The 19,125-nt window shown below is 68.7% G+C and carries 19 protein-coding genes; 10 read left to right on the top strand and 9 right to left on the bottom strand.

The genetic code is table 11. The features are described 5' to 3' along the window. Positions 1–210: 210 nt before the first annotated feature. From MRY84_RS15805 to MRY84_RS15775, 7 genes are all read right to left on the bottom strand, one after another. Positions 211–1,302: an XdhC family protein gene (locus tag MRY84_RS15805; protein WP_291506664.1), complete on the bottom strand. Its 1,092-nt coding sequence runs from the start codon at positions 1,300–1,302 to the stop codon at positions 211–213. An 80-nt stretch (positions 1,303–1,382) separates the two neighbouring features. After that, positions 1,383–2,051 (bottom strand): carbon monoxide dehydrogenase subunit G, encoded by a 669-nt coding sequence (locus tag MRY84_RS15800; protein WP_291506663.1) that lies wholly within the window; start codon positions 2,049–2,051, stop codon positions 1,383–1,385. 53 nt (positions 2,052–2,104) lie between these two features. Further along, positions 2,105–3,325, bottom strand: coding sequence for a VWA domain-containing protein (locus tag MRY84_RS15795; RefSeq protein ID WP_291506662.1), 1,221 nt, complete (start codon positions 3,323–3,325; stop codon positions 2,105–2,107). Positions 3,326–3,345: 20 nt separating this feature from the next. Then, positions 3,346–4,248, bottom strand: a complete 903-nt coding sequence (locus MRY84_RS15790) for a MoxR family ATPase (RefSeq protein WP_291506661.1) — start codon at positions 4,246–4,248, stop codon at positions 3,346–3,348. 171 nt (positions 4,249–4,419) lie between these two features. Continuing rightward, complete coding sequence (locus MRY84_RS15785; protein WP_291506660.1) at positions 4,420–5,214, bottom strand: xanthine dehydrogenase family protein subunit M; 795 nt, start codon at positions 5,212–5,214, stop codon at positions 4,420–4,422. 15 nt (positions 5,215–5,229) lie between these two features. Next, positions 5,230–7,617: a xanthine dehydrogenase family protein molybdopterin-binding subunit gene (locus tag MRY84_RS15780; RefSeq protein WP_291506659.1), complete on the bottom strand. Its 2,388-nt coding sequence runs from the start codon at positions 7,615–7,617 to the stop codon at positions 5,230–5,232. Between the two features lie 20 nt (positions 7,618–7,637). After that, positions 7,638–8,108, bottom strand: coding sequence for a (2Fe-2S)-binding protein (locus tag MRY84_RS15775; RefSeq protein WP_291506658.1), 471 nt, complete (start codon positions 8,106–8,108; stop codon positions 7,638–7,640). 239 nt (positions 8,109–8,347) lie between these two features. Here MRY84_RS15775 and MRY84_RS15770 point away from each other — a divergent pair, with 239 nt between their 5' ends. Then, the gene (locus MRY84_RS15770; RefSeq protein WP_291506657.1) at positions 8,348–9,484 is read left to right on the top strand and encodes a helix-turn-helix domain-containing protein; all 1,137 of its coding nucleotides are present in this window, start codon (positions 8,348–8,350) and stop codon (positions 9,482–9,484) included. A 123-nt stretch (positions 9,485–9,607) separates the two neighbouring features. Here the strand turns inward: MRY84_RS15770 and MRY84_RS15765 are convergent, their stop codons facing one another. Together MRY84_RS15765 and MRY84_RS15760 are read right to left on the bottom strand one after the other, a co-directional pair. After that, the gene (locus tag MRY84_RS15765; protein ID WP_291506656.1) at positions 9,608–10,450 is read right to left on the bottom strand and encodes a TOBE domain-containing protein; all 843 of its coding nucleotides are present in this window, start codon (positions 10,448–10,450) and stop codon (positions 9,608–9,610) included. A gap of 192 nt (positions 10,451–10,642) precedes the next feature. After that, complete coding sequence (locus MRY84_RS15760) at positions 10,643–11,083, bottom strand: helix-turn-helix domain-containing protein (protein WP_291506655.1); 441 nt, start codon at positions 11,081–11,083, stop codon at positions 10,643–10,645. Between the two features lie 83 nt (positions 11,084–11,166). Here MRY84_RS15760 and MRY84_RS15755 point away from each other — a divergent pair, with 83 nt between their 5' ends. The 9 genes from MRY84_RS15755 to MRY84_RS15715 form a co-directional block, all read left to right on the top strand. Further along, positions 11,167–11,664: a DUF2938 domain-containing protein gene (locus MRY84_RS15755; protein ID WP_291506654.1), complete on the top strand. Its 498-nt coding sequence runs from the start codon at positions 11,167–11,169 to the stop codon at positions 11,662–11,664. Positions 11,665–11,716: 52 nt separating this feature from the next. Beyond that, positions 11,717–12,316, top strand: a complete 600-nt coding sequence (locus MRY84_RS15750) for a flavodoxin family protein (RefSeq protein ID WP_291506653.1) — start codon at positions 11,717–11,719, stop codon at positions 12,314–12,316. After that, positions 12,313–12,561, top strand: coding sequence for a DUF2798 domain-containing protein (locus MRY84_RS15745; protein WP_291506652.1), 249 nt, complete (start codon positions 12,313–12,315; stop codon positions 12,559–12,561). The genes MRY84_RS15750 and MRY84_RS15745 overlap by 4 nt, the downstream gene beginning before the upstream one ends. Positions 12,562–12,637: 76 nt before the next feature. Continuing rightward, positions 12,638–14,614, top strand: coding sequence for a diguanylate cyclase (locus MRY84_RS15740; RefSeq protein WP_291506651.1), 1,977 nt, complete (start codon positions 12,638–12,640; stop codon positions 14,612–14,614). A 191-nt stretch (positions 14,615–14,805) separates the two neighbouring features. After that, positions 14,806–15,573: a molybdate ABC transporter substrate-binding protein gene (gene modA / locus MRY84_RS15735; protein WP_291506650.1), complete on the top strand. Its 768-nt coding sequence runs from the start codon at positions 14,806–14,808 to the stop codon at positions 15,571–15,573. Positions 15,574–15,645: 72 nt separating this feature from the next. Then, positions 15,646–16,329, top strand: a complete 684-nt coding sequence (modB, locus tag MRY84_RS15730; protein ID WP_291506649.1) for a molybdate ABC transporter permease subunit — start codon at positions 15,646–15,648, stop codon at positions 16,327–16,329. 10 nt (positions 16,330–16,339) lie between these two features. Further along, the gene (gene modC, locus MRY84_RS15725) at positions 16,340–17,443 is read left to right on the top strand and encodes a molybdenum ABC transporter ATP-binding protein (RefSeq protein ID WP_291506648.1); all 1,104 of its coding nucleotides are present in this window, start codon (positions 16,340–16,342) and stop codon (positions 17,441–17,443) included. Positions 17,444–17,542: 99 nt separating this feature from the next. After that, positions 17,543–18,667, top strand: a complete 1,125-nt coding sequence (locus MRY84_RS15720; protein ID WP_291506647.1) for a saccharopine dehydrogenase NADP-binding domain-containing protein — start codon at positions 17,543–17,545, stop codon at positions 18,665–18,667. Between the two features lie 143 nt (positions 18,668–18,810). After that, on the top strand, positions 18,811–19,125 hold a 315-nt coding region (locus MRY84_RS15715), incomplete at its 3' end, for a DoxX-like family protein (RefSeq protein ID WP_291506646.1).

Genomic DNA, 19,125 nt, shown 5'->3' with positions numbered 1-19,125 from the left:
TAGGCGCCAAACGAAGCTGGGGTGCGGCCCCAGCGAGGCTTGGCAACGCCGCGGATGGCCCTTGGGCATCGCAACCCGAAGGGAAGGCTTGCCGCGCAACGCCACTCGTCGTTGCATTCCTAGCCAAGGCCCCGGCCTTGGCGTTGTCACGCGTCTAGATTGGCGTGGCGCGGCAAGCCTTCGCACTGGCAAAAATAGTGTGAGCAGGCCCTAAGCCGAGCGCACCCCGCACACCAACGCCCCCGGGTCGTTGTGCGCCAGTTCGCGCTCGTTCTTGGCCTGGGCCACTTCCATGTCGCGCGGCAGGGTCACGCCGTTCTTCACGGCCAGGATCTCGGCCATCACGCTCACCGCGATCTCGGGCGGGGTCTTGCTGCCGATGTAGATGCCAATCGGCCCGCGCAGGCGCGCGAGGCTCGCTTCGGTCTGGTCGAAGTGCTCGATCATGCGGGCGCGGCGCGCCTCGTTGTTGCGGCGCGAGCCGATGCCGCCGACGTAGAACGCCTCGGTGGAGAGGGCCTCCAGCAGGGCCAGGTCGTCCAGCTTGGGATCGTGCGTGAGGGCCACGACGCAGGTGCGCCGGTCGGGCTTGAAGGCTGCCACCACGTCGTCGGGCATGTCGCTCACCACCGTGGCGCCAGGGACGTTCCAGCTGCCGCGATACTCTTCCCGCGGATCGCACACCGTCACGGCAAAGCCATTGAACAGCGCCATGGTGGCCAGGTATTCGGCCAGTTGGCCCGCGCCGATGAGCAGCATGCGGTACTCGGGGCCGAAGGTGTTGGTCAGCTGCCGGGCGTCCAGCACCAGATCTTGTGGCGCGGCGGCAGGCTGCAGCGTCACCACACCGTCGGCCAGGCGCACGGTGCGCTGCACCAGGCGGCCAGCCTCCAGATCGGCGATCAGCGCGGCCAGGCTGGCGGGGTCGGGGTCGTACTCCAGCAGCAGCTCCAGCGTGCCGCCGCAGGGCAGGCCAAAGCGGTGCGCCTCGTCCGCCGTCACGCCGTATTTCACAAAGCCGGGCGGCCCGCTGGGGATGCGCCGTTCCGCACTGTCGCCAGCGCCCCCTGCAGCGTCGGCCGCCTGGGCATAGGCCCGCGTGTGCCGGTCGATCAGGTCGTCCTCGATGCACCCGCCCGACACCGAGCCCACCACCGCCCCGTCCTCGCACAAGGCCATGATCGACCCTACCGGTCGCGGCGACGAACCCCACGTGCGCACCACAGTGGCCAGCAACGCCCGCCGACCCGCCGCACGCCAGCCCTGCAGCGTGCGCAACACCATCACATCCAGGTTTTCCATCGTTCGTCCGCCCGCTCCAACTGATTGATAACGCCGCTTGACCTCTGCCAGATGTGCGGTGCCGGCCAGTGGCCGCCGTTTCAGCCCATCCACAAAGCTATCAGGACCAGGACCGCTGCGCCCAGCACCCACACCCATACCGGAATGCCGCTGTCGGGAATCTGTCCCTCGGCCGACGCGGCCAGGGCGCTGGGTCCCCCTGACGCCGCCGCGGTGGCGGATTGCAGGCCCCCTTCTGCCGGCTCCGCCATCCCCTGCACCGCAGCCGCCGCCTCGGGGCGCGGATAGCGGCGCTGCATCTCTTCGTCAAAGCGTTTGAAGAAATCCTCGGCCATGCTCTTGGCGGCGCCGTCGATCAGGCGCTGGCCCAGCTGGGCGATCTTGCCGCCGACGGTGGCGTGCACCGTGTAGTGCAGCTCGCAGCTTTCCTGCCCGGCGGCATCGGCTGGCGGCAAGGGCACGAGCTTAACCTGTGCGCTGCCCTTGCCAAAGCCGGCCACACCGCCCGAGCCGTCGAAGGCGATGGTGTAGCTCTCGGGCGGTGCGATGTCCGACAGCGTGATCTTGCCCGCGAACTTGGCCGACACCGGCCCGATCTTGAGCGCCATGGCCACGTTGTACTGGTGCTCGCCCGTGGGCTCGACCTTGTCGCAGCCGGGGATGCACAGCTTGAGCACCTCAGGGTCGTTGAGGGCATCCCAGGCCTGCTGCTGGGTCACGGCAAGGGTGCGGCTGGCTTGCATTTCCATGGTGGGGTTCCTCCTTTTTTTTGTTTGTGCGTTCGTGTGACCGAATGAATGGCTCATGACTGCCGAAGCAGCGCCGCCAGGCTGCTCGCAAGGTCTTGCAGGCGGCTGAGGTTGTGCACGGCCAGCATGCCATGGGCTTGGCGGTGCAGCGCCGCGGCGCCACGCGCCGTGGGCGCATAGCCATCAAAGCGCAGCAAGGGGTTGAGCCACAGCAGCCGCCGTGTGTGGCGGCGCAGCCAGGCCAGCTCGCGCTCCAGCAGCGCGGGCTCGCCCGTGTCCAGTCCGTCGCTGATGAGCAGCACCAGCGTGCGCCGCCCCACGAGGCGCCGGGCGTGTTGCTGGCGCAGCGCGGCCAGGCTCTCGCCCATGCGGGTGCCGCCCGCAAAGTCGGCGATGGCATGGCCGGCGGCCTGCAGCATGGCGTCGGTATCGGCCAGGCGGAAGGCGGGGGTGAGGTCCGTGAGGCCGGTGCCGAACGCGAACACATCGCGCCGCAGCCCTGGCCCGGCGTGGCGCGGCGCAGTGGAGGCATGCAAAAAGGCCAGCAGCAGGCGTGCATACCGCTCCATCGAGCCCGACACATCCACCAGCACCAGCAAGGGCAGCGGCTGCTGGCGCCGCTGCAGGCGCGGCAGGGCCAGCAGCTCGCCGCCCGTGCGCGCAGCCTGCTGCATGGCCCCGGGCCAGTGCGGCCGGCTGCCGCGCACACCGGGCCGGGTGCGGCGTGCCGCGTAGTGCGGCAGGGGCAGCGCAATGTCGCGGGCCAGGCGTTCCACCAGCTGGTATTCGCTGGCCGAGAGCTGGTTGAAGTCCGCATGGTGCAGGCGCTGGCGATCGCTCGCCGTCATGGCGGCGTCGAAGTCGATCTTTTCATCCTCGCGCGCAGGGGGCGCATTGCGCGTGGCAGCCCGCAAGGGTGCGAGGGCCTCGCTCACGCGTGGGCGGCGCTTGGCGGGTTCGGCCTTGGCCTCGGCGCTGGGCAGCATCTGGGCCAGCAGCTTCTGTGCGATGTCGGGGTTCTTGAAGTAGGCGTCGAACAGTTCGCGGAAGACCGCGCGATCCTGCTCCCGGCTGACCAGCACGGATTCGAGTGCGGCGCTGAAGTCTTCGCGCGCCAGGCCCGCGAGCATCACCGCCTGCTGGGCCAGGGCCATGCGCGCGGCGTCCACGCGGACGCCGGTGCGGCGCAGGGCGCGGCCGAAGCCGGTGAGGTTGTCGGCCAGCTTGCCGGCGCGGGCGTCGCCGAGTTGGGAAATCGTTGCGCCTGTTGCCATGGCTGCGGCCTCAGGTCCTTCTACGAGTCCGCAGGCTGCAGCAACTGCACCGCCATGTCGCGCGTGAGCGCGGCCACGTCTTCGCGCTGCTTGAACAGGATGCCTGCGGTGTCGGACACCACCTCCGGGTCCACCACGATGGTGTCCAGCGCCACCAGCGCCTTGGCCCATTCCACGCTCTCGGCAATGCCCGGCGCGCGCTGGAAGGCGTTGGCAAACGGCTGGCTGCGCAGGCGGCCCACGAACTCGGCCACCTGCTGCGCCAGCGCCGCGCTGGCGCCCGGCACCTGCGCGCGCACGATGGCCAGCTCGCGCTCCCGGTCGGGGTAGTCAAGCCAGTGGTACAGGCAGCGGCGCTTGACGGCGTCGTGCAGGTCGCGCGTGCGGTTGCTGGTGAGCAGGGTGACGGGCGTGGCCTGGGCGCGCACAGTGCCGATCTCGGGAATGCTGACCTGGTACTCGCCCAGGTATTCCAGCAGGAAGGCCTCGAAGGGCTCATCGGCACGGTCCACCTCGTCGATGAGCAGCACGGCGCCGGGCGCCGGGGCCTGCAGGGCCTGCAGCAGGGGGCGGCGGATGAGGTAGCGGTCCTGGTAGACCTCGCGCTCCACCTGTGCCATGTCGGCAGCGCCCTGGCCTTCTGCAGCTTTCATGTGCAACAGCTGGGCGGCATAGTTCCACTCGTACAGCGCCTCGCGCTGCTCCAGGCCGTCGTAGCACTGCAGGCGGATCAGCCCGCGCCCCAGCACCTCGCTCAGCGCCCGCGCCAACGCGGTCTTGCCCACGCCGGGCTCGCCCTCCAGCAGCAGAGGCCGCTGCAGCTGCAGTGCCAGATACACCGCCGTGCCCAGCGGCCGGTCGGCAAAGTAACCCACGGTTTGCAGGGCCTGCAGCAGGGCATCGACGGAGGCGGGGGAACTCATTGCTTCTCTTTTGATAGCTGCTCGCGCTTTTTGAATAAGCGCTAGAGGCCAATTTGATTCAAAAAACCGCAGTTCGGGCTTGCCCGTGAGGGCGTCACCCGAAACCACCACACAGGGCGCTGCGAAACACGTCGGGTAACGCCCTTTGGGCTAACCCGACCTACCCGGCTGCTAGGCGCCCAGCATCTTCTGCACCGCCCGCTGCGTCTGCACGCTGATCAGGTTGGCGCGGTAGGCGGCGCTCGCGTGGATGTCGCTGTTCAGATCGCTGGCATCGATCTTCACGGCAGCGGCGGAGTGCGGCGTGAAACTCTGGTTCAGCGCGGCCTCCAGCCCCGCATGGCGGAACACGCTGGCCGCCGCGCCGGTGATGGCCACGCGCACACCGCCGTCCGTCTGCGCCACAAACACGCCCACCAGCGAAAAGCGCGAGGCGGGCTGCTTGAACTTCATGTAGGCCGCACGTTGCGGGATGGGGAAGCGGACGGCCGTGATGATCTCGCCCTCCTCCAGCGCCGTGGTGTACATGCCCACAAAAAAGTCGTCGGCCGCGATCTCGCGGCGGTTGGTGACCACCGTCGCCCCCAAGCCCAGCACGGCGCTGGGGTAGCAGGCGGCCGGGTCGTTGTTGGCCACCGATCCGCCCAGCGTGCCGCGCGCGCGCACCTGGCGGTCGCCGATGTGGGCGGCCAGGTCGGCCAGCGCGGGGATGGCGGACTTCACTTCCGCGCTGCTCGCCACGTCCATGTGGCGCGTCATGGCGCCGATGACGAGCGCGTTGCCCTCGCGGCGAATGCCCGCCAGCTCGGCGATGCCGTTCAAATCCACGATCTTCTCGGGGTTGGCCAGGCGAAGCCGCATCGAGGGCAGCAGGCTCTGCCCGCCCGCGAGCAGCTTGCCGCCCTGGGCGATCAGCTGCGCGGCGGCAGCGGTGGACGAAGGCGCTTCAAAGGTGAATGCGTACATGGTCGGTCTCCTTCCTCAGGCCTTGGCTTGCTGGATGGCTTCCCACACGCGGTGCGGCGACGCGGGCATGTCGAACTCCTTCACGCCCAGCGGCCGCAGCGCGTCGAGCACGGCGTTGATCACCGCGGGCGGCGAGCCAATGGCCCCGGCCTCGCCGCAGCCCTTGGTGCCCAGCGGGTTGTGCGTGCAGGGGGTGCATACATGGCCCAGCTTGAATTCGGGGAAGTCGTCCGCGCGCGGCATGGCGTAGTCCATGAAGCTGCCGGTGAGCAGTTGGCCCGTCTCACGGTCGTACACGCAGTTCTCCAGCAGCGCCTGGCCGATGCCCTGCACCAGGCCGCCATGCACCTGGCCTTCCACGATCATGGGGTTGATGATGGTGCCGAAGTCGTCCACAGCGGTGAACTTGTCCACCCGCGTGGCGCCTGTGGCGGGGTCCACCTCGACCTCGCAGATGTAGGTGCCTGCGGGGAAGGTGAAGTTGGTGGGGTCGTAGAAGGCGGTTTCGTTCAGGCCCGGCTCCAGCTTGTCCAGCGGGTAGTTGTGCGGCACATAGGCCGTGAGCGCCACCTGGCCGAACGGGATCTTCTTGTCCGTGCCGCGCACGGTGAACTCGCCGCCGCTGAAGTCGATGTCGGCGTCGCTCGCCTCCATCAAATGCGCCGCGATCTTCTTGGCCTTGGCCTCGATCTTGTCCAGCGCCTTCATGATGGCCGCGCCGCCCACGCTGATGGAGCGCGAACCGTAGGTGCCCATGCCAAACGGAACGCGGCCCGTGTCGCCGTGCACGATGTCCACGTTCTCCACCGGAATGCCCAGGCGTGCGGCCACCACTTGCGCAAAGGTGGTCTCGTGGCCCTGGCCATGGCTGTGCGATCCGGTGAACACCGTCACGCTGCCCGTGGGGTGCACGCGCACTTCGCCGCATTCGAACAGCCCGGCGCGTGCGCCCAAGGCACCGGCGATGTTGGACGGAGCGATGCCGCAGGCCTCGATGTAGCTGCTGTAGCCGATGCCGCGCTTCAGGCCCTTGGCCTCGCTAGCCGCCTTGCGCGCTTCAAAGCCCGCGACGTCCGCCAGCTGCTGCGCTTGCGTCATGCAGGCGTGGTAGTCGCCCACGTCGTACTGCAGCGCCACCGGTGTCTGGTAGGGCCACTGGGTGATGAAGTTGCGCTTGCGGATCTCGTCCTGGCCCAAGCCCATTTCCCAGCCGCAGCGAGATACCAGCCGCTCCAGCAAATAGGTGGCTTCGGGCCGGCCTGCGCCCCGGTACGCGTCGACGGGCGCGGTGTTGGTGAACCACGCATCAATCTCGACGTAGATCTGCGGCGTGGTGTACTGGCCCGCCAGCAGCGTGGCGTACAGAATGGTGGGCACCGCGGTCGAGAAGGTGCTGAGGTACGCGCCCAGGTTCGCGTCGGTGTGCACGCGCAGGGCCAGGAACTTGCCTTGACTGTCCATGGCCATCTCGGCATGGCTCACATGGTCGCGGCCGTGCGCGTCACTCAAGAACGCCTCGCTGCGGTCGGCCACCCATTTGATGTTGCGGTTGAGCTTCTTCGCGGCCCAGGTCAGGCACACGTCCTCCGCGTACAAGAAGATCTTGGAGCCGAAGCCGCCGCCCACGTCCGGCGCGATAACGCGCACCTTGTGCTCGGGCAGGCCCAGCACGAAGGCCGTCATGAGCAGCCGCTCCACGTGCGGGTTCTGGTTGCTGACGTACAGCGTGTACTCGTCGCTCGCTCGGTTGTAGCTGCCGATGGCCGCGCGCGGCTCCATGGCGTTGGGGATGAGGCGGTTGTTGACCAGGTCGAGCTTGGTGACGTGCGCGGCGCTGGCAAACGCGGCATCGACAGCGCCCTTGTCGCCGATGGCCCACTTGTAGCAGTGGTTGTCGGGGGCGATGTCGTGCAGGGCCGCGCCGGCCACGCTGTTCGCCGCCGCATCGGCCACGCTGACCACGGCGGGCAGCACGTCGTAGTCCACCTCCACCAGCTCGGCCGCGTCGCGCGCCTGCTGCTGCGTGAGGGCCACGACCATGGCCACATGGTCGCCCACGTAGCGCACCTTGCCCTGCGCCAGGATGGGGTGCGGAGGCTCCTTCATGGGCTGTCCATCGGTGCTGGTGATGAGCCAGCCACAGGGCAGGCCGTTGATGTTGTCAGCCGCCACATCGGCGCCGGTGAACACGCCCAGCACGCCGGGCGCGGCCTTGGCGGCATCCACATTGATGCTGTTGATCTTGGCGTGGGCGTGCGGCGAGCGCACGAAGACCGCATGGCTTTGTGCGGCCAGCACGACGTCGTCGGTGTACTGGCCCGCGCCGGTGAGGAAGCGGTAGTCCTCCTTGCGCTTGAGCGATTCGCCGATGTGCGGCAGCTTGGAAAAATCGGATGCACCCATGGTCCTTCTCCTTCTTCCGGTTATGCCGAGGCCATGGCCTTCTGGCCGACCTGCACCGCACGCACGATGTTCTGGTAGCCCGTGCAGCGGCAGATGTTGCCTTCGAGCAGCTCGCGGATCTCGCCCTCGCTGGCCCCTGGGTGGCTCTTGCACAGGTCCACCGCGCTCATCACCATGCCGGGGGTGCAGAAGCCGCACTGCAGGCCGTGGCATTCCTTGAACGCCGCCTGCATGGGGTGCATGGTGCCGTCAGCCGCGGCCAGGCCTTCGATGGTGACGATGTCGGCGCCCTGCGCCTGCGCCGCCAGCATGGAGCACGACTTCACCGCTCGCCCGTTCAGATGCACCGTGCAGGCGCCGCACTGGCTGGTATCGCAGCCCACGTGGGTGCCGGTGAGCTGCAAGTGCTCTCGCAGCGCGTGGACCAGCAGGGTGTTGGGAGGTACGTCAACACTGGCAGCGCGCCCGTTGACCTTGAACTGGACTTGCATCTGGCTGTCTCCTCAAGCGAAGGTGATGGCTGGATCGGGGACCGTTTTCTCGCAAGGCTTTTGCCGGGCTAGGCACCGTGCGGAGAGCCCCTCAGCACGCGAATCTTCTGCCCGGCTCCCCGCGCCATCCCTAGGGACAACCCTAGCTTTCCCCGTGCACGCGCTGGATATTCTCAAAATGAAACATGTTGCGGCGCACATCGGCGCATCATGCGCAGCTGCTCCAGGATCCGCTTGCCATGCCGTCCTCCGCGCCCCTTGCCACCGCCCACCGACACGCGCAGATCGCGCAGGCCCGCCAGGCCCTGCTGGCGCAAGGCGCCGTGTCCGCGCACGCCGAGGTGGAGCCCTGGATCGCCCGATCATGGCAACGCTGCCTGGCGCAAGGGCACCGGCCCAGCCAGCGGGTGGTGTTCGACGCCGTGAGCGCCCCGGCGCTGCGCCGCAGCCAGGAGCAAAACCGCCGGCTGCTGCACGCCGCCCGGCCTGTGCTGGAGCAACTCACCCGCGCCATTGCGGGCATGCGCTACTTCGTGCTGCTGACGGACGCGCAGGGCATCGTGGTGGATGTTCAGGGCGACTGCGACCGGCAAGATCCGCGCTGCAGTGCCATCGGCAGGGTGGGCATCGACCTCTCGGAAGCCGCCGTGGGCACCACGGCCATCGGCGCGGCGCTGACCGAGCTGCAACCCGTGTGGCTGCACCGCGGCGAACACTTCTATGACGACAACGGCAGCTACAGCTGCGCGGGTGCTCCGCTGTTCGACCCGCTCGGCCGGTGCGTGGGCATGCTGGACCTCACCGGCGTGGATGTGCCCGAGCGGCCCGAGCTGCGCCACCTGGTGGCCCGGTCAGCCCGCGCCATGGAAGACGCCCTCCTGCTGCACCTGCCCCATGCCCTGCTGCTGCGCCTGAACTGGCCCGGCTGCCCCTTGGGCGGCGAGGGCGACGGGCTGCTGGCGCTGGATGGCGACGGCTTCGTGGTGGGCGCCAACAGCACGGCCCGCCAGCTGCTGCCCCAGCCCCTCGCCCTCCACGGTGCACCCACCCACGCCAGCGATCTCCTGGCCATGCCGTGGGCTGCGTTGTTCGATGCAGCCCGCCGGCATCCGCCACCCTTGCTGGATTTGCCGCTGTGGTCGGGCCTGCGGCTGCAAGCCTGGGCGCTGCTGCCGCAAGACGCCCACGGCCCCCGCCGCGCGGCGCCTTCACTGGCGGGCGCACCGTCTGCAGCAGCCCCGCTGCGCGAGGCCGAAACCGCCCTGATCCGCCGCGCGGTACAAGACGCCCGTGGCAACGTGGCAGAAGCCGCCCGGGTTCTGGGTATCAGCCGCGCCACGGTGTACCGCAAGCTGGGGCATCCCAAGGCCCCCTGAGCCCGTGGTGGAGTGTCCGGCCAGCCAGGTACGGACGGCATTCAAGCCAAATCGGCCTCCAGCGCTTTGTAGACAAGCGCAGAAGCTATTATTTTTATAGCAAAATATCGCCGCGGGGCGGCATCAGGTCTCGGCCAGCGCCAACACCACGGCGTTGTCTTCCACTACCAGCGCAACCGGGCTGCCGGCGCGCAGGCCACTGCCGGGCGTTGCGAACCCCACCATTTGCAAACCGCCGGCCAGCTCGGCAGACACCTCATCGCCCGAGGCGCCGCGCACTACGCGCGTGGCCCGGGCGGGCAGGCGGTGCGCCCCCTGCAGCTCGCCCGCCGCCGCAAGCCCGGACGGTGATGCCCCGCGCCCACTCCGCTCCACCCGCACGGCCGTGGCCTTGCACAGGGCCTGCACGGCCAGCCCCGGCTGCAGGCCCAGCAGCTCGGCACTTTCGCGCGTGATGCGCGAGACCAGGGCTGCGGGCGCTGCCCTGGCGCCACCAGTGCCCGGGGCCGGCGCATCCTCCGCCAAACCCAGCCCCAGCCGCAGGTGCACTGCCACGATCTGCCCCTGCACCACCAGCCGATCAACCACGCCCGGCAGCTGGTTGCGCATGCTGGTGCGCACGGCCAGCCGTGCCAGCGCCGGCCCCGCGTGGGGCGCAGCCTGCCAGCGCGACAACACCGCACTGCGGGCCTGCGCCATCGCCTCGGCCGCCGCCAGCAGCTGACGCCCCGCCTCGGTCAGTTGCGCCCCGCCGCCACCTGCCCCGCCCACCGCCCGGGCGACCAGCGGCGTGCCCGCCAGATTGGTGAGCGTATCCACCGCCTGCCACGCGGCCTTGTAGCTCACGCCCACGGCACGGGCGGCCTGCGAGATGGAGCCCCCTGCGCCGATCTGGCGCAGGATATCGATGCGTCTGTCGGCCAGGGCATGGCCCAGCGCATCCGTCAAGGAAAGAGAAGCAGGCATGCGCGGATGATGCCTGAGCGCCGCCTTCATCCCCCTTGGGATGGCCTGCATAACTCCCTAAGGTAGGTGCCAGCGCGGCCTCGGCAGTCCGCTGCGTTGCCTTTCTTGGCAAGAGCCCGGTATTGGCTGCAAAAAGACGCGTTGCGGCCCGTCCCGCTCCGCAGTGCCACCGGCTCGCGAGGCTGATGCAAATCAGCCCTTGCGCCGCAGCCCCGCGACCGGTGTGGCCCGCTTCTGCTGGCGCGCCAGGGCACCGTCCGCCGCCGCCTTCAGCAGGCGCTGAAACGAAGGGCATTGCGCGTGGCTCTCGGCCGGGCAGGCCGCCGCGTGGCGCAGGCCGTTGCTCATGGCCTTCAGGCGCTTGACCATCGCATCGAGTTCATCGGCCTTGGCCGAGAGCATCTGCCGGTCGATGCTGGGCTCGCCGCTGGGCAGGAACATCGCGCGGATCTCGTCCAGCGAAAAGCCCGCCGATTGGCCCAGCGCGATCAGCGCCAGCTGGTCCAGCACGCCCGGGGCAAACCGGCGGCGCTCGCCCGGCTGCCCCACCGACTGGATCAATCCCTTTTCCTCGTAGTACCGCAGCGTGGAGGCGCGCAGCCCGGCGCGCTTGGCAACCTCTGCTATGTCCATCAAAAAACCCCTTGACTTCAAGTTGACTTGAACTTCTATAGTCCCTTCAAACCTTCCTTCCGTCAACCTTGCGAGGTGCTTTGATGACCTTTCCGCTCCAAGACTTTCCCCTGGCGATGCTGATCGGCATCGGGGCCACCGCCGTGATGGACGCATGGCTGCTGCTGCTGCGCCGCCTGGGCATCCCCACGTTGAATTTCGCCTTCATCGGCCGCTGGGTCGGCCATCTGCTGCGGGGCCGCTTCTTCCACGAGGCCATCGCCAAGGCGACGCCCATCCGGGGCGAGCTGGCCTGGGGCTGGCTCACGCACTACGCCGTCGGCGTCGCTTTCGCCACCGTGCTGATCGGCATTCAAGGCGCGCAGTGGATCTACAGCCCCACCCTGCTGCCCGCCCTGGCCGTAGGCATCAGCACCGTGGCGGCGCCGCTGCTGGTGATGCAGCCCGCCATGGGCTCGGGCTTTGCCGCATCGCGCACGCCCACGCCAGTCAAGAACTGCCTGCGCAGCCTGGCCAACCACACGGTTTTCGGCCTGGGGCTGTACCTCTGCGCACAGGTCATCGCCCTGATTTCACGATGACCTCCTGGTGCGCCTTTTTTTCCACTGAAATCACCACACGGGAAACCACACCATGAAAACCCTCGCCGTCATCTATCACAGTGCCCACGGGCACACCGCCCACATTGCCCGCCACGTGCTGGAAGGCGCCCAGAGCGTTCCCGGCATCCGCGCCGACCTGGTCCAGGCGGACGAGCTGGCCCGCGCGCCAGACGCCCTGCTGCGCTACGACGGTTTTATCCTCGGCTCGCCGACATACCTGGGTGGCGTCTCCGGGCCGTTCAAGTCCTTCATGGACGCCACCGGGCGCCTGTGGAAAACGCAGCAGCTCAAGAACAAGCTCGCCGCGGGCTTCACCGTGTCATCGCTGCCGGCGGGCGACAAGCAGTCCACGCTGCTGTCGATGTTCGTCTTTGCCATGCAGCATGGCATGGTGTGGGTCGGCAACCCCATCCTGCCAGAGCAGCACGCTGGCGTGCCTTACGACGAGGCAGCCAACCGGCTGGGCTCCTGGTCGGGCCTGATGGCGCAGGCAGGCCATGGATCGGCGGCAGACGCCTTCGTGCCGGGCGACACCAAAACCGCCCGGATGTTCGGCCGACATTTCGCCCAGACCCTGCATGGCCTGGGCACTGCGGCCGCGCGCCAGCCCAGCGAGGAGATCGCGGCGTGATTCCCGCCCGCTATGGCCCGTTGCTGTTCAGCCTCATCCTGTCAGGAGCCATGACGCTGCTGGTCTCGGGCATCTCCACCTTTCGCACGTTGCCGGCGCACGCGGACTTTTGGAGCCTGTGGGCGGGCGCGTGGCTCACGGGATGGGTGTTTGCCTTTCCGGCGGTGATGCTCGCGGCGCCGCTGGCCCGCAGGCTGGTGGCCCGGCTCACGGCCCAGGGCACCAGCGGATCCGGCCGCGGATGAGGTGTTGCGGCGGCGCATCTCCGATGCAGGGAAACGGCGTTTCGGCGAACCCCAAAACCCGGTACGCTGTTGCGCCATGTCGATGCCCGCGCTGCCTCATGCCACCACGCTGCGCCTGAGCCTGCGCACGTGGCTGTGGGGTTTGTCACTGCTGACCACCCTGCCGCTGCTGGTGTTCGCGCTGTCGGTGGTGTGGGAATTCAAGGAGTTCCAGCAGCGCACCCTGGTGGAGCACCTCGAACGCCGCAGCAATGAGCTGGCCTTCACGGTGGCCGAAAGACTAGAGAGCACCTTGGGCACACTGAATGCGCTGGCTGAATCCGACGCCGCCTTGGCGCTGGATGTGCCCCGCCTGCACGCCCACGCGAAACGCGTCGTCGCGCGCGACCCCGGCATTCGCGCCATCAGCTTGGTCACCCAGGACCGCCTTCTTTTTCTGACGGCCGCGCCCCTGGGCCGCACTGGCCTGCCCGTGAGTGCCCCCGACCGCTTGGAGGCCGCGCTGCGCACCCAGAGCCCCAATGTCTCCGGGCCCTTCCTATCACCCGTCAGCCACATCCAGGTCGTGGCGCTCACCGTGCCCATGGTGCGCGAAGGCGAGGCCCTGTACGCGCTGCGCGGCATTCTGGAAGTGGAATCCCTCAACAGCCTGGTATCAGCGGAACGCCTGCCCAAGGGCTGGATTGCCGGCATCGTCGACGCCACCGGCACCGTGGTCGCGCGCAGCCATGACGCCGCCCGGTACGTGGGCCATCCGGCCAGCGCCTCGTTCCGGCAAGGCATCCTGACCTCCGGGAAACCCACCGCCTTTCTGGGGGCCACGCTCGAAGGCACCCCCACCATGAATCTGGTGCGGCCCGTGTTTGGATTTGACTGGTACCTCGGCTTGGCCGTGCCGCAAAGCATCCTGAACGCACAGCTCACCGACATGCTGTGGCACATGGCCGGGCTGGGACTGCTGTGGGTCGGGCTGTCGCTGTTCGCGGCGATGGCGTTTTCGCACTACCTGTTGCGCCAGATGAAAACCGTGGTCCAGGCGATGGACCGCGCAGGCGAAGCGCCGCTCCAGCCCCAAACGCCGCTGCGGGTGTCGGAGCTGGCCGCCATCATCGGCCAGTTCGCCGCCACCCAGCGCAGCGAGGCCGCCATGCGGGGTGACCGCGATGTGGCCATGCTCGCGCGCGAGCAGGTACAAGACCTGTACGACCACGCGCCCTGCGGCTACCACTCGCTGGACGCGCAGGGACGCGTGCTGCGCATGAACCAGACGGAACTGCAGTGGCTGGGCCTGTCGCTCGCCCAGGTGCAAGGCCGGGCGTATACCGACTTTCTCACCCCCGCGAGCCTGCAGGTCTTCCAGGAACGCTTTCCCCAGTTCGTCCAGGATGGCCAGGTGAAAGACCTGGAGATGGAACTGCACACCGCATCCGGCGCGGCCATGCCCATTCTGGTCAGCGCCACCGCCATCCAGGACGCCGAAGGCCGGTTCGCCGCCAGCCGTTCCATGGTGTTCGACCACACCGAGAAGAAGAAGGTGCAGGCCCAGCTGGAGCACATGGCCCACATCGACGCGCTGACCGAGCTGAGCAACCGCCGCGACTTCTATGAAAAGGCCGCGCACGAAATCGCGCGCAGCATGCGCTCGGGGCTGCCATTTTGCGTGCTCATGCTGGATGTGGATCATTTCAAGCAGGTCAACGACCAGCACGGCCACGCTGGCGGCGACGACGTGCTGCGGCGCCTGGCCCGGATGCTGGTGGCGCAACTGCGCGCGGTCGACATGCCCGCGCGGCTGGGCGGTGAAGAGTTTGCCGTGCTCATGCCCGGCACCCCCCTGCCCGAGGCCGCCCACGCGGCGGAACGCCTGCGCGGAGCCCTTCAGGCCACCCCCATCGTCTTGCGGGATGGACAACAGATCCACATCACGGTGTCCATCGGGCTCACTCAATGGAACGCCGACGACAGCGACATCGAAGCCACGCTCAAACGGGCCGACGCGGCCCTCTACCGCGCCAAGGCCACCGGCCGCAACCGGGTGTGCACCGAGCACTGAAGCAGCCTCATAGGAAGGCCTGCACAACTCCCCGCGGTCGGTGATGGGGCGGGCTCGGGCCCTCCGCCGGGTTGCTTTTCTTGCTAGTGCCCTGTCCCGACCCGCACAACCACCGACTCGCGAGGTGACGCAGGCCATCCTATACTTCCGCTATTCATCAATGGAATAGCGATCATTTCCGCCTTGCCACCATGTTCCACCACCGTGCTTCCATCGTTCGCAGCTTCGTGGCCGTGGCCCTGGCAGTGACCACCGTCCATGCCGCGCAGGCCGGTAGGGTCTCTGTCGCAGTGGCGGCCAACTTCACCGCGCCCATGCAGAAGATCGCCGCCGCGTTCGAGGCAGACACCGGCCACCAAGCCGAGCTTTCGTTCGGGGCCACCGGCAAGTTTTACGCGCAGATCACCCACGGTGCACCCTTTCAGGTGCTGCTCTCGGCCGACGACACCACGGCCGCCCGGCTGGAGAAAGAAGGCAAGGCCATTGCCCGCACACGGTTCACCTACGCCATTGGCACCCTGGTGCTGTGGAGCGCCCAGCCCGGCTATGTGGACGCCCAGGGCGCCGTGCTCAGGACCGGCGACTTCAAGCACCTGGCCATTGCCAATCCCAAGCTCGCGCCCTATGGCGCAGCAGCGGTGCAGGTCATGGACAAGCTGGGTGTCGCGGGGGCAGTGCAGCCACGCCTCGTGCAAGGCGAGAACATCGCACAGACTTTCCAGTTCGTCTCCACGGGCAATGCGCAGCTGGGCTTTGTGGCGCTGTCGCAGGTGATGGCCGATGGAAAGATCCGCGCAGGCTCGGCCTGGCAGGTGCCCGCCAGCCTGCACGACCCCATCCGGCAGGAGGCCGTGCTGCTCAGCCCCGGCAAGGACAGCGCTGCCGCGGCGGCGCTGCTCACCTACCTGCGCAGCGGCAAAGCCCAAGCCATCCTCCAGTCCTACGGCTATAGTTTCTGACGGCTCCATCTCGCCTGGCGCTGCGGGCCGCCGGCCCCGCGAGCCACCGTCCTTCGCTGTCACCCATCGCCCATGCCCTTCTCCCAAGCTGACCTGGCAGCCATCGGCCTCACGCTGCGGCTGGCCGGCACCACCATGGTGCTGCTGCTGGTGCTGTGCACGCCCCTGGCCTGGTGGCTGGCGCACACGTCGTCGCGCTGGCGCGGCCCGGTGTCGGCCGTGGTGGCGTTGCCGCTGGTGTTGCCGCCCACTGTGATCGGGTTTTACCTGCTGGTCACGCTGGGTCCCAGCGGGCCCCTGGGCCAGTTTATGCAGTGGCTCGGGCTCCCCACCTTGCCCTTCACCTTCTGGGGGCTGGTGGTGGGCTCACTGATCTATTCGCTGCCCTTTGCCGTGCAGCCGCTGCAGCATGCATTCGAGGCCATCGGCCAGCGCCCGCTGGAGGCCGCGGCCACGCTGGGGGCGGGACCCATCGACCGGTTTTTTACCGTGGCGCTGCCCCTGGCCCGCCCGGGCTTCATCACCGCTGCCATCCTGAGCTTTGCGCACACGGTGGGCGAATTCGGCGTGGTGCTCATGCTGGGCGGCAACATCCCGGGCGTGACCCGGGTGGTATCGGTGCAGATTTATGACCATGTCGAGGCGCTGGAGTACGCCCATGCGCACTGGCTGGCTGGCGGCATGGTGCTGTTCTCGTTCGTGGTCCTGCTGGGGCTGAGCCTGGCAAGCCGCAGGTCGGGAACACTGGTGCAGTGATGGCGCAGTCATGACCACCGACATTTCCACGGCACCGATCCTTGCGCGGCTTTGCGTGGCGCGCCCGGGTTTCACGCTGGATGTGGACCTGCAACTGCCGGGCCGGGGCGTGACCGCGCTGTTCGGTCCCTCGGGCTGCGGCAAGACCACCTGCCTGCGTGCCATTGCCGGGCTGGAACGCGCACAGCCCGGGCATGTGGTGGTGGGCGGCGACACCTGGCAGGACGATGCGCACAAGATCTGGCGTGCCCCTCACGAACGCGGCCTGGGCTATGTGTTTCAGGAACCCAGCCTGTTCGACCACCTGAGCGTGCGCGGCAACATTGACTATGGCCTGCAGCGCACGCCCGTCGCACGGCGGCGCGTGGCGCTGGAGCAGGCGGTGGAGCTGCTGGGCATCGGCCCGCTCCTGGGCCGCAGGCCCGCGGCCCTCTCCGGCGGCGAGCGCCAGCGCGTGGCCATGGCGCGCGCGCTGGCCACGAGCCCCCGCCTGCTGCTCATGGACGAGCCCCTCTCCGCGCTGGACAGCGAGCGCAAGGCAGAAGTGCTGCCGTATCTGGAACGGCTGCACCGCACGCTCGACATCCCCGTGCTGTACGTGAGCCACGCCATCGACGAAGTGGCCCGCCTGGCCGGGCACACGGTGCTGATGCGCGAGGGCCGCGTGCGGGCCCAGGGCCACACCGAAGAGCTCATCGTCCGGCTGGACCTGCCCCTGGCCCATGGCGACACGGCCGCGGCGGTGATCGACGGCACCGTGCTGCAGCATGATGCCGCCGACCACGTGACCACGGTGTCCTTTGCGCAAGGGCTGCATCCGTTGCAGCTGGTCAGCCCGGTGGCGCACACGGCGGGCGAGGCGATCCGACTGCGCATCCAGGCGAGGGACGTGAGCCTGACATTGACGGCGCCCACAGACACCAGCATCCTCAACATCCTGCCCGCCACCGTCATGGAGGTGGGCGACGACAGCCCTGGCCAGCGCATGGTGGCGCTGAACGTAGGCACCACGCGGCTGCTCGCGCGGGTCACCCAGCGCTCCGCACAAGCGCTGGCGCTGGCGCCCGGCAAGGCGGTTTTCGCCCAGGTCAAGGGCATCGCCATCGTCAACTGAAAAGGGCGTGAACGACGCCGCCGCGCACGGGCTGGCAGGCCGGCACAATGCACGCATGCGTCCTTGCCCTTATCCACCCGCTTTTTCGCCTCCGCTGCAATGCGTCCGTTGACCACGCTGATCCTGGGCGGCTACGGCAACTTTGGCGCCCGCATTGGCCGTGCGCTGGCGGGCGACGCGGGCACCGCGCAGCGCATGACGCTGCTGGTGGCCGGGCGCGATGCGGCGCGAGCCCAGGCGCTGGCGCAAACATTCGGGCCTGCCGCACGCGGCGTTGCGCTGGACCACCAGGCCCCCGGCTTGGCAGACACCCTGCGCCAATGGGAGGTGGGCCTGGTCATTCACACCGCCGGGCCGTTCCAGGCGCAGGGCTACGGCGTGGCCCTGGCCGCGGCCGAAGCAGGCGCGCACTACATTGACCTGGCCGACGGCCGCCGCTTCGTCTGCGACTTTCCCCAGGCCGTGGGCGCCCAGTTCACCGCCGCGCAGCGCACCGCCATCACGGGCGCCAGCACCGTTCCGGCGCTGTCTTCCGCTGTTGTCGATCACTTGTGCGCTGGCTGGCAAACCATTGACAGCATTGATATCTGCATTGCACCTGCGCAGCGTGCGCCGCGCGGCCACGCCACGCTGGCCGCCGTGCTGAGCTACTGCGGCCAGCCCCTGCAGGTGTGGCAGGACGGCCGCTGGCAGCCACGGCGAGGCTGGGCCAGCCCCGCACCGGTGCGTTTTCAGCGGCTGCGGCCACGCCGGGGCGCGCTGTGCGACATCCCGGATCTGGAGATATTCCCCCACCACTACCAAGCCCGCGACCGCGTGTTCTTTCGCGCCGCACTCGAGGTCGGCCTGGCCCAGCATGCCTTCGCCGCGCTGGCTGCGCTGCGCCAGTGGGGGCTGCTGCCGCGCCCCGAAAGACTCGCCGGGTTGCTGCACCGCACAGGCGGCGTGCTGGACGGCCTGGGCACGCCGCTGGGCGGGATGGTGGTGCGGGTTGCCGGCACCGATGTAGAGGGCCAACAGCGCCGCCGCGCGTGGCACATCGCGGCCGACCACGACCACGGCCCCGAGATCCCCTGCATGGCCGCTGTCCTGCTGGCCCGTCAGCTCGCCACCGGACAGCCCCTGCCCACCGGCGCGCACACCAGCACCAGCCTGCTGCCCCTTCAGTCATTTGCGCCCGAGTTTGCGAAGTGGGGCATGGTGACGGACATCGTGGAGGAATGAGGCAATGGCCCACCAGAAAAATGCCCGCAAGACGCGCCAACGTTCCCCCGCCTCGCCCAGTTCCTGGCAAGCCACGCCACTGACATCGCAGCCTGGCAGCAAAGGCCGCTGATGCCAACGTCCCCTCCACACCAGGCCATGCCATGACTCCCTCTTCCGCCAAGCTTCTGCGCTCCAGCCTGGTCTTCGTCTGGCTGGCCACGGCAGTCGTCAGCGTGTGGGAGCTGCACGGCCAAAGCCGCGAGCTCTTGGCGGGCCTGCCCAACGCCTGGGTCTCTGGCGACGCTGCCTGGCTGCCCACGGCCATCATCCTGGCGGGGGCGGCTGCCGATGCGGTGCTGGGACTGTGGCTGGCGCTCAAGCCCGGCCGCGCAGCCTATGTGGCCGCGCTGGCGCTCATGGGCTCCATGACGCTGCTGGCGACGCTCATCCACCCCGCGTGGTGGCTCCACCCCTTT

Origin of the sequence: Acidovorax sp. (genome assembly GCF_022763525.1) — a bacterium.
Lineage (GTDB): Bacteria > Pseudomonadota > Gammaproteobacteria > Burkholderiales > Burkholderiaceae_C > Acidovorax.
This window is presented reverse-complemented; position numbering and strand designations above follow the sequence as displayed.